The organism is Dankookia rubra (genome assembly GCF_004355005.1).
GTDB lineage: Bacteria > Pseudomonadota > Alphaproteobacteria > Acetobacterales > Acetobacteraceae > Paracraurococcus > Paracraurococcus ruber_A.
Map to the genome: position 1 here is coordinate 1 of NZ_SMSJ01000025.1, position 11,460 is coordinate 11,460.

Annotated in this window: 5 protein-coding genes; 1 reads left to right on the forward strand and 4 read right to left on the reverse strand. The window is 69.2% G+C overall.

Features of this window, described 5'->3' with window-relative positions; translation table 11 throughout:
* Positions 1–372 precede the first annotated feature (372 nt).
* Positions 373–1,581, forward strand: coding sequence for an SAVED domain-containing protein (locus E2C06_RS18035; protein ID WP_241671346.1), 1,209 nt, complete (start codon positions 373–375; stop codon positions 1,579–1,581).
* Positions 1,582–1,752: 171 nt separating this feature from the next.
* On the opposite strand, the gene E2C06_RS18040 is transcribed toward E2C06_RS18035, so the two are convergent.
* From E2C06_RS18040 to E2C06_RS18055, 4 genes are read right to left on the reverse strand one after another with little or no spacing between them, the layout of a single operon-like run.
* Entirely contained in the window at positions 1,753–3,858 is a 2,106-nt protein-coding gene (locus tag E2C06_RS18040; RefSeq protein ID WP_133290010.1) for a DEAD/DEAH box helicase, read from the reverse strand.
* A complete protein-coding gene (gene brxD, locus E2C06_RS18045) occupies positions 3,855–5,171 on the reverse strand; it encodes a BREX system ATP-binding protein BrxD (protein WP_133290011.1) in 1,317 nt (438 codons plus the stop codon). Before brxD ends, E2C06_RS18040 begins: the two co-directional genes overlap by 4 nt.
* Positions 5,168–7,879: a BREX-2 system phosphatase PglZ gene (gene pglZ, locus E2C06_RS18050; protein ID WP_133290012.1), complete on the reverse strand. Its 2,712-nt coding sequence runs from the start codon at positions 7,877–7,879 to the stop codon at positions 5,168–5,170. Before pglZ ends, brxD begins: the two co-directional genes overlap by 4 nt.
* The gene (locus E2C06_RS18055) at positions 7,876–11,211 is read right to left on the reverse strand and encodes a phage resistance protein (RefSeq protein ID WP_133290013.1); all 3,336 of its coding nucleotides are present in this window, start codon (positions 11,209–11,211) and stop codon (positions 7,876–7,878) included. The genes pglZ and E2C06_RS18055 overlap by 4 nt, the downstream gene beginning before the upstream one ends.
* Between the last annotated feature and the right edge of the window lie 249 nt (positions 11,212–11,460).

The following is an 11,460-nucleotide window of genomic DNA, read 5'->3' on the forward strand; positions in this document are numbered from 1 at the left end:
TCTCCATTCCGCACCCCACCCGCTGCCCTTAACGGCGCTCGAAAGAACGCCCGTAAGATCAGAAGGCAGGTTCAGACCGATCCCGGTAGGCGGCCCTCGGCGGAGGGGTACGGTTGCCGCACGTCTATGACCAATCACCAACACGTCTCTGCCTCTATCTGCCGGGGTCGGGGGAATGGGAATCCTGGATGCGCTTGGACCAGACGATCGTCCCCTGGACCGCGCTCTGGCTATTCTACTTCGAGGACTGGCTGCATTCAGATGATTGGAAGGGCGGTGGACAGCACCCGGCCGAGGGGCGCACAGCCTCGCCACGCCGCACGGAACGCAGGCGCGGCCGCCTGCCCTTATTCACCACAGGAGGTTGAGACTATGACCGCTTCACGCCGCATGGCGAAACCTCCCACGAATGGATCTCGCCGTGGCCGTAGCAACAAGCTGCGTGAGAGAACTGTGTTCGAAATTTGGGTCAGGGCCGCGGGCCGCTGCCAGTACCCGGGGTGTAATCGGATTCTCCTAGGCGATCTCCTGGCCGGCAATCGCAGCGGGAGGTTCGGCTTCGTTGCTCACATCGTCGCCGACGCGCCGAATGGCCCGCGCGGCGACCCCGTCAGATCGCACGAGCTCGCGGATGATATCCGCAACGTGATGCTTCTCTGCGGCACTCATCACAAGGTAGTCGATGTTGATGAGTTGCTCGCGCATCCGGAGGAAGTGCTGCTCGCGATGAAGGCCGCACACGAGGAGCGCATTCAGATCCAGACGGCGATCAGCGAGGAGCGTGCCTCCCATGTCTTGATCTATGGCGCCAACATCGGTAGGCACGAAGCTCCGCTCTCCTTTGACAGAATCGCGCGTGACATGATGCCGGAGCGCTATCCCGCGGGCGGGCGTCCTATTGCCATCGAGTTGCTCGGCAGCCCGTTCACCGATTACGAAGCGGACTACTGGTCGATCCAGCGGCGGGTCCTGCATGAGTGGTTTGGCACTCAGGTGAGGGATCGGCTGGCAAGGCGCGAGATTAACCATCTCAGCGTGTTTGCGCTGGCACCACAGCCGCTGCTCATCGAACTCGGCACCCTGCTCTGCGACATAGCGCTGATGGAGGTGAGGCAACTGCATCGCGAGCCGAGCGGCTGGCGCTGGGCGCGCGATGGACAACCCATCTCCTACTCTGTCCGGCGACCGGCCGAGAGAACCGGCCTGCCGGCATTGGTGTTGGCGCTGAGCGCCACCGTCACAGAAGAGCGGATCACGGTGGCGCTAGGGCCACGCGCCGCCGTCTGGGCGATCGCGGCGGAGCAGCCTGGCAATGATGTCATGCGGCGGCCTGAAGATCTGCAGGAGTTTCGCCGCCTGGTCCGCATGCTGTTCGACGAGATTAAAGCCGCCCACGGTGAGGACGCCGTCATCTCTATCTTCCCGGTACTGCCGGTGTCGGCAGCGGTCGAGGTGGGCCGCGTTTGGATGCCGAAAGCTGACCTGCCTCTTCAGGTCTATGACCAAAATCGAGCGCACGGGGGCTTTGAGCCGGCTCTCTTGATCGGCACTCGGCGCGAGCGTGGGCATCCTGCTGCCTGAAGGTTCGTGCCGGGGTGCCATGCGGCAATTCGGCGCCTAGCGCGTTGGCTCAGAGGGGTACGTGCTGGCCGCCAGAAATTCCTCGCCGAATACACTCTCCGATCGCTCCATCACACCCTACTCCTCAGGTTGTCTGCGTATTCCCAACGGCCGCTCAGTGCCAAAAGGGACCTACCCACGTGCTTTCTCACCCCGCTCCGGCGCCCTGATGAGCCGCCAAGTCCGCGATAGGGCTTTCGTCACTATATCAGGAACGGAAGTGCGGGCACCGATGACCGCCTCGGCCACCTGGGGCGGCAGGCAGAGACCAAATTTGAGCGCGGCGCCTAGATCCTCGGGTAGAGCCGGACGTGCAGTGGCCGGGTCCAGCTTGGACAGTACGTCGTGCAGGGTCCCCGCGTCGTCGGTTCGCGTCGTCACCGACACATCGTCCCAGCCCGCTGTCGCTATGCCGTTTTCAGCCAGCCCATGGGCGATCGACGCGGAGGCGAGGCCACCGGCAAACAACCACGCAGTCGTGCGCCCTGCTCCGTCGGACACCAGGGGAAGGGAGTTCCCATCGACGAACGCAAGACCATCGCGGATGAAGGCCAATCGTTCGACCGCCCGCCGGGAAAGCTGGCACGCCGGCGCAACCCCAGCAACGATCCGTTCTGCTGCTTGGCAGATGGTGTAGGGGCGGGTGCGAGTGGCGCCGAGCCACCGCGACCGGCCGCCGCCTTCGGCGGGAACAACCGAAACACGCCGATGCGGCCAATCGACATCCGTGACCTTCCAGCTGCGCCCGCCCAGCAGCAGGGTGGTCGCTGTGTCCCCCGCTCGACGCGCCAGGCTCGCCGGGTGCACGGTTCCGATCTCCGCTTGGCCATGATGAACCATCAGCAGAAGTGGGCTGCTGAAGGCCGCGACGAGATCGCCGAAATGCCGACGGCCGAACTCCCGCTCTCCCCGGGCGCCAAGGCCGAGCAGGCTGGCGTCCTCGGCCAGGATATCACCCTGCAGCATGTGCTCGAGGACCGCCGCGCGGACCGGTGCCGGGACCGCACTGACGGCGTCGCCGAGCCATGTGTCGATGTCGTGTCGATAGATACCACGCTCCTGCAGGGCAAGTGCCATTACCTGCTGGGCGTAGATGTGCGCAGGCAGGGCGGGTGCCACGACGGGCTCAACCGTTCCTTCGCGCCAGAGGGTGATGATTGCCAGGGCGGCCAGCAACTCGTCATCGTCGGTCGTGAGGAACAGGCAGTTGCGCGTTGTTCCCGACCGGCGTCCGGTGCGGCCCATTCGCTGCAGGAACGAGGCGACCGACGGCGGCGCACCCACTTGCACCACGCGGTCGAGGTCACCGACGTCGAGCCCGAGTTCCAGGGTGGAGGTCGCCACGATGGCGCAGTCCGGTTCCGCCGTGAAGGCCGCCTCGGCCTGGCGGCGCTCGTCCACCGACAGGGAGGCATGGGAGACGAAGGTTCGGACCCCCGCGGCCCGCAGCCCACCGGCGATGTTCTCCACCCGCGACCGGCTGTCGGCAAACACCAGCCGCCGTTCCCCGCGGTGGAGGCGCGACAGCACCGTCACGGCATTGGCGACCGAACCAACGTAATCCGCAGTGACGTCGCCATCCGAGGGGGGCTTGGCCGGGCCGACCACCCGGCCGTCACGCCCTGGTGCGAGCCATGCCAGCAGATCCTCCGGGTTCCCTACCGTCGCCGATAGCCCGATCCGTTGGATCCGGCGCTGCGCCAGCTGCTCTAGCCGAGCAAGGAGAAAAAGAAGGTGCCAGCCGCGATCGTCACCGGCAAAGGCGTGAAGTTCGTCGATCACCACGGCCCGCACGCTGCCAAAAAGGGCCGCGTGGTCGATCCGGGTCGAGATCATGATCGCTTCGATCGATTCTGGCGTGGTCAGCAGGATCTCCGGAGGATCCCGCAGCATGCGGCGGCGCGCCGCATCGCCGATATCGCCGTGCCAGAGGCCTGCCCGCAGGCCGACGAAGGAAGCATAGCGCTGCAGCCGGGGCTCCAGGTTGTTGAGCAGGGCCTTGAGCGGACAGACGTACAACGCTGACAGGCCATGCCCCCCCTCGGACGCGATGCGCGACAGCAGCGGCAGGAAGGCCGCCTCCGTCTTGCCCCCGGCTGTCGGGGCAAGCAGCAGCACATCCTGTCCGGCCAGGATCGGCGAAATGGCGTCGCGCTGGGTTGGTCGCAGTTCGGCCCAGCCGAGCGTGTTGACAACGTGGTAGCGCAGTGCCGGGTGCAGCGCCTCGAAGGCGGTCACGTGTCCAGCTCGACGTCGTCCACCGAGGCGGCGCCGGCCGCCGCACGTTCCGCCGCACTCATTTCGCGCGCATCGATGGTCGGAGCATAGTGGCGCCGCGGATCGAAGTCGGGAAACTGGTCGACGCGGTCCAGCACATCGGCAACCAGCTTCCGGAGGTACAGTCGCGGCGCGACCCCGGCCTTGCCGCCGAGGCGGCCGGCGACGCCCTGGGCCAGGTCCGCGAGGTAGGTGTCATCGACCACCGACCGGAGGCGCCCGCTGTCGCCGGCCTGATCGGCGAACAGATCCCGCACCTTCGCGCCGGCGGCAGCCAGGGCAGCGAGGTCGAAGCCCTGGAGACGGACCTGGACGGCCCGCGGATTGTCAAACCGGACATCCGTCCCGAAGTCGGTATGCAGGCGTTGTGCAAGCGGTGGCAGGCGCTGGACGCCCTGCGGCCCCTCGAAAAAGGCAGCCGTGCCGGTCACCACGAGATAGAGTCCGGGGAAGCGCCCGGCGTCGATCTCATCGAGCAACTGCCGCAGGGCATTCAGCCCCTTCTCCCGGGTGTCGGCCCGCATGCGCTGCAGCGTCTCGGCTTCGTCGAGCACCAGGACCAACCCGGCCCGGCCACTGTCGCGCAGGATGGTCAGCAGCCCGGCCAGAAAGTGCATGGCGCCGAAGGGGTCGAGGTCGCCCTTGACGCCGGCCGCCCGCTTGACGGCGGCGGCCACATTCGGTTGCCCGCCCAACCAGGCGATCAGCCCTTCGGCGAGGGCGGCGTCTTCGGCCAGCAGCGCGCGCCGATAGGCCCGCAGGACCGCCGAGAAGGCCGGCGCCGTGCGGCCGATTTCGGCGAGGCGTCGTTCCATCAGCGCCTCGGTCGCGGCCGCGAGGGCGGCACCATCGGCCGCATCGATGCGGCTCTCGGCCAGGACGTCTTCTTCCAGGGTGTAGAACCAAGCATCCACGGCCGGGCGCAGCGCCCCGTCGGGGATATCGGAGGTGGCGAGGCGCTCGACCAGCCGGCGGTAGACTGCCTCCCAGCGGTGCAGCGGCGTCTCCGTCTCCGAGACCTGGACCTCGGCGGTCGCAAAGCCGGCGGCACGGGCACGCTCCTGCAACCAGCGCGCAAAGAAGGTCTTGCCCGAACCATATTCGCCTCGGATGGCCTTGAAGCCCCCACGACCAGACGCGACCGCCGCGAGATCAAGATCGACGGCCGCCTCGAAGCGCTCCATGCCCACGGCGAAGGCGGCCAGACCTTCACGCGGCACGGTGCCGCGGCGGAGCGCATCCAGGATCGCGGATCGCCGTTGCGGGCCGATCACCGGCTGTCCCCCAGGCGGAATTGCACCCGAAGCAGGCGCTCGTCGAGCACGATGTCCTCGCTGTCGGTGGTCAGCACCTGGGCCTGATCCAGGTTAAGCACGCGCCGCACCGCGCTGACCAGCCCGCTGACCCGCAGCACCGGCGCCGATAGCGCCTGCGCCAGGCCGGCGCGCGAGAGCCTCCCGCCCCGCGCCGCAAGTGCGCAGAGCAGCGCCTGCACATGGTCATCGGCGGGAGCGCCACGGCCCGCCAATCGCCGTTGCGTCGTGTAGGCGTCGGAGGCGAGCAAGGCCGCGATCCAGGAGGGGATCGTAGTGGCGGTGCTGCCCGTTGCGCTGTCGGCCGCCACGGGCAGCGGCACCGGGGCAAAAAGTTCCGGCTGCCGGGCGTCGACGGCCCGCCGGCGCGATGGCACCGCGCCAAAGGGGAGGTCGGACGTGACCAGACCGGCCGCCGGACTCTCCTCCGCCACGCCGCGCCACCAGGCCGGTTCGGCCGGTGGCGCCATGTCCCAGCCGGGCGGGGGTTGGCCGGCGCCCAGGACGGCAAGTGGAATCAGAACCTCCTGAGGGCTCGCGCCGCCATGGTAGCCGCCGCGCCGCGCCGCATAGCGGATCCGTTCGCTCCAGGCGGCCACCATCGTCTGTCCTCCCTCGGGGGAGAGGACACGCCCTCCTGCGAGCGCGACTTCGCGCTCTCCGGCGACCCCGCTGGCGCGCCAGCGGTCGCCTGTGCCGCCTGCCGTGAGCGTGGTTCCTTCCTCGACGACATGACCGTGGTCGCCGGTCACCACAACGACGCGGCCGGCATCGCGGGCGACGCGGAGCAGCGCCGCCACCTGCCGCAAGCCTTCGGCGGACCATGCCAACTCGATCTGGTCGGAGCCGGCGAGTTGTGCATCCACGGCATTGTGGACCACTCCGACCACCCGCTGCTGGGGATCGGCCACGGCATCGCGGACCAGCACCTCCAATTCGGGGCCCGGGCCAAGGTCGGCTTTGTGAAACAGGCGCGGCGGCCGGCGGGCCCCGGAAGCGGCCACCAGTTCCGGGTGTGCCGCAAAGCCGACCCGCTCGGTGGACTGGTCGCCTCGTGTAAGCCTGCCACACAGCAGGCTCGTGCGGGACACCTCGGTCACGCTGGGCAGGACCGCAGCGGTCGCTGACAGCACGGTACCGCCGCGCGGACAGAATTCCACCCAACCCAGCCGCGCCACGGTGTCCGCCAGGGCCCGCCAGACTGCAAAGCTCAGGCCATCGAGCACGAGGACCAGGACGGGCACCTCGTGGGCCAGCGGGGCAATGACGGTCTCCAGGAGCTTTTCCACCGGCAGCGGGTTGCTTCCCAGCGCGCCAGTCGCATTCCAGTCGCGGAGCGCCGCAGCGAAGAGGCGGTTCTCCTCCTCGCGGTGCGTCGTGGCTTCCTCACGCAGCCGGGCATAGGCAGCCGCGACCTCCGGGAGGGCGTCCCCCGCCCGCAGCGCATGGCGTGCGCGGTCGGCGAAGCCGCTGTCGCCGGCATAGGCGGTAGCAAGCTCCGCCATGCTCCGGGGTGCCGCTGGCCGTCGGAGCGTGAGCCAGCGAGCCAGGCGCGCCGCCAGCAGCAGCCGGTCCAAGCGGGCGCGGTGGTCCTCGGCCCGATCATGGGCGGCAGCCCACTGCACCAGATCCCAGGCCCGCTTCGCGTCGTCACCGCTATGGGAGGTGGCCGTCCGGGCCAGGGCGGCCGCCGCCTCGCCCATGCGGGCGTCGAGACCCAGGTCGAGCGCCGGGCTCAGCGCGGCCTCTCCGTCGGCACGGACCTCTGTGAGCAGGGCGGCGGCCCGCAGCTGGACGGCGCGCGCCATGGCGGGATCGGATGCCGCAAGCCGTGCCAGGACCCGCCGCGCCGCGTCGGCGAGGGCCCGTCCGGCGACGGGTTCTACCCGGGTGCCGCCGACCAGCGGCTCAAGTCGCACCGCGGCGTCGCGGAGGGTCGCGCGTGGCTCCACTTCACCGAAGATCACCCCGCACACCAGGCCAACAGGCAGGGCATCGGTGCCACGGCCGGCCGCGGCCGCGGCCAGTACCAGCCCTGCGCCGGTGCCGCCGGTATCGGCCAGGCGGTTGGCCACTGCCTGACGTGCCTCATCGGGCAGGCTGGCGAAGCGCACCAGCCCGGCCAGGTCCAGGCTCCAGGACAGCAGCGCCGCCGCATCGGCACGCCCCTCCGGCAGGCCAAGCACCTGTTCCAGCAGGGCCCGCCAGGCCGCCTCCAGGTCGAGCATGCCGCCGGCGGGTGGTGGGTATGCCGCCGCTGGGGCGCGCTCCAGCAGGACATCCGCCAGCCAGCGATGCGCCCGCAGGCGCGGATCCACGTCGCGGGCCCGAAAGGCGGCGCGCAGCGCGGCCCAGCGGTCGCTCTGCTCCAGTCGCCCGCGCGGCAACCGCGCGGCGACATCGTGGCCGAGGCGCGTGGCATCGAGCGGCGTGAGCACCACCAGACCCTCCGCACCTTCGGCATCCACCGCGTCCAGGCACTCCCTTACCTCAAGTTCGGAGGTGCACCAGGCCAGACGAAAGCGCCGACCGCGGTACTCGATGACCTCCGGCCAATTGCGCCGGGTCGGCGAGCGCATGCCCAGCACCCGCGCCGCCGCATTGCGGTCCAGCAACCCATCCAGGGCCCGCTCGATCTGCGGAATGTCGGGGGCGAGCAGGGGGCTCACGCATCCCCTCCGCCCTTCCGCCGGGTGAGGCGCCACCCGAGCGTCAGCCTGGCGCCTGGGGTGGCCGCGACGCGGACCCGCAGGGTCTCCAGCAGCGCGGTGGCATCGCTGCCCTCCAGCGCCAGCGTCTGCCGCTCCTCGACGACCTCTTCCCCGGGTGGTGGGGGCGGGGGCGGGGGCTCAGGCGGCGGCAATGGGGGTTGTGGCGTCGGCGGGTGTTGAACCGTCTCAGCCAACAGGCGCGACGCCCGCGTCTGGGCGTCGCGCAGCACCGGCTTGAGCGCGATGGCGTGCTCGTCGGCCTCCAGGGCATCCGCCACCCGCAGGCGCAACCCCTCGGCAGCGGCACGTCGCTGGTCGGACAGGCCAGCGGCGGTCCCGATGATGTCCCATGGCGCGGTGACCAAGGCGTTCCGCAGATCGGCAGCTGAACCGAGGCAACGGCCAACCGCCGCCTCACTCGTGGCCAGCGTCGCGTCGGCGAGGGCCGTCACCGTGGCCAGGGCGTCGCCTCCACCGGCGAGATCGGCCAGCAATGTTTGCGCCGACCGCAGGGTCACCAGCCGCGCCGCGGCCGTGGGCACGCCAAAGGCCTCGGTACGGGAGTTCAGCTCCTGCGCAAGTCCGATGAGGACGGGTCGCTGCTCGGCGGCCTTTCCGGCCAGTTCGGCGGCGAGCCTGGCGACCGTTGCGCCCTTCCGCACCTCACCGGGGGCCAGGCCGAACAGCGTACCGGCGCGCGTCCGGGCCCGCGCCCAGGTGGTCTCATCGGGCAGCGGCTGCTCCCGCAACTCCACCGCCTCGTCGATCCGCTCGATCGACGCCTGGGTCGGCGCGCCGTTGCGCAGGAGTGTCCGGTCGGCCTGGGCGGCGAAAGCCAGCACGACCAGGTTCTGGACGTCCGGCGTCAGCCCCATGGGCCGCGGTTGATCCATCCAGCTCCGCAGCCGCGCGACCGTCAGCGGTCCACCACCGCCGGCTTGCGCATGCATCCGTGCGAAGTGCTCGGCCCAGTGGTTGGACAACACGAAGTGGGTTTGTCCCATGGTGCCCAGCTTCAGCGGCCCCGCCAGTGCGGCGAGGTGCTGGCGATCGGCGCGCTCCTCAATGTGGAGTCGCTGCTCCGGTTGCTGTGCCGCAGCCTGGACGCGCTCCAGCACCCGCCGGAGCGTGGCGCTCCGCACCTCCTGCTCAAACGCCGGATGTGCGGGGAAGCGATACTCGAACAGGCGATCGAGCAGGGCCGACACCGCGTCTTTCATGGTCGCACCGACCGGCATCTGAGGGCGGAACGTGTCGAGCGACACCAGCCGGTCCTCAGCCGGAACCGAGGTGCCAATGCACCCATCGGTATCTGGCCGAATGCCGTAACCGGCTTCCAGGCAGGAACGCAGCCGCTGGTGCAACGCGCTCTGCTGGCTCTTCAGCACCGCCCGGGCCTGCTCGCGGTCGCTCGCCGACAGCATCCGCGCTGCCTCAGCGAGCCGGTCGCCGGTGCCAGCGAGGAGGAAGTCGATCCGTACCAGCGTGCCCAGATCCCGCATCGCGCGGTCGCTGAGATAGGAGGGCTGCCAGACCACCCCGCCCGACGCGGCGTCGTCATTGAAGTTCATGGCATGGGCCAGATGATCAACCGGCGACCAGCCCTTGGAGTCAAACGGCATCCCCAGCACCAGCACCGGTGCCCCGGGACGCCCCCGCAGCCGGTCGTAGGGGATTTCCTTGACCGCCTCGAAATACAGATCCACCGGCCGGCTGGTGCCCCGCCAGGGATGCTCATACTGCACGAAGGGCTGGGTGCCGAGCAGCGAGCTGTCGGCCGGAAGTCCGAGCGCCTCGAACAGAATTTTCTGCAGGCGGCTGCGCCGGGTGCCATCGTTGTCGTATTGCGCCGCATTGGCCAGGATCGGCTCGATATCGACACCGGTAATTTGCAGCGATACAGTCGGCACCTGATCATCGCTGATGCGAATTTCGCCGACCCGTGCCGCCCAGCCGCGCAGCTTCTGCAGCACCAGGCCGCCCTCGCGCCCGGCCACCGGCGAGATCACCGAGCCATGGTTCAGGGCGGCGAGCCGCGGCGCCGTCAACGCCCGGAGTGCCGGCACCTCCGGCACCAGGGCAGCGAGCAGCAGCGTCTTCAACAGTCGCGCATCATTCTCGAAATGCCGCGCCAGTTGCAGGTCGGCCCGCTCCTCCCGCAGCTCCTGCCAAGTGATCCCGTGTACCTGCTCCAGCAGCGGCAGCAGCTTCTGGGTCCAGAGTTTCTTCGCGTTGTCGAACTGGATCCGCATGCCGTCGGAAAACGGCTGGTCACCGGTTGCGATCTCGTCCCAGAGGTCGCCCACCGGGATCAAACTGCCCAGCCGCAATTCCTCGCGCCGCTTGACCAGTAGCGTCAGCATGAGCTTGAGCGCCGTCCGCTCGCGTTGCAGCACCGAGGAGGCGGCGACCAGCGCCTGCACCAGCGCCGGGCTGAACGGGTAGGTCATGCGGAACAGCGCCCGCTCGCCATCCGAACCCAGCAGCGTCTCCAACACATCGCGCCGGCGGCCGGCAAACTCCTGGAAGGCCGCGTCCAGTTCCTGCTTCGCTGTCTCCGAGGTTGGCCGAAGCAGGCGCCGCTCGGCGATCACCGGCAGGTTGCGGTCTTCCAGCGTGACCTTGTCGAAGCGCGCTTCCCAGTATTTCAAGGTGTCGGCGAACTGGAGTTGCAGCGCCCCCGCCTGGTGCTCGCCGACCAGCTCGCGCAGGTCGCGCTGTCGCGCCACGAAGGAGATGATCGGGATTGGCCGGTTGGCGTTCTGCGCCTCCACCAGCTTCGACAGCTTTGCCCCTTCCGAGGAGACGAAGTTCACATCCGCCGCCCGGGTCGCCAGCCAGAGGATCAGCTCGTCGAGGAACAGCACCACCGCGTCATAGCCGAGTGCCTGCGCATGCCGGCTCATGATCGCCAGGCCGGCATCAAGGTCGACAAAGGCCTCGCCGCGGGATGCCGCTACATCGGCATAGCTGCTGAAGAAGGTGCTGATCAGGTCGCCGACTAGCCGCTGCCGCTCCTCGCCTTCCGGTGGCTCCAGCACGGCTGCCTCGAAGGCGGCGGCGTCCCAGGCCGCGCTAAGCTCGCCCCAGCCGTCGCCGTCCTCTGTCGTGTTGGTGTTCAACTGTGCGAAGAAAGCGGTATCGCCCAACCGGGTCCGCAATCCCCGTGCATCGTCGAACAGACGTTCCCCGAGGTAGAAGCCGGGTGTCGGCGCGTTGGGGTGGGTACGGCGCACATGCTCGGCATAGCCACCGAGGATGGCGCTCTCCACATCGCGGGCGCCGATCATGTGGAAGGGCACCATCAGGAACCGCTTGCCAGCCAGCCAGCGGTCATGCGTGGTGACAGCCTCCGCCAGTTCGGGCACGCCGCGCGCCTTGGGGTGCCCGGCCAGTAGCAGGTTCAGCACCGCCATGAAGTGGCTCTTGCCCGAGCCGAAGGAGCCGTGAAGGTAACAGGCCGCGCTCCGCCGTCCCTCAATCGCGCCCTGGATGAAGCCGAGCGCCTGGTCGAAGGCGACGGCAAGCTGCGGCGTCAC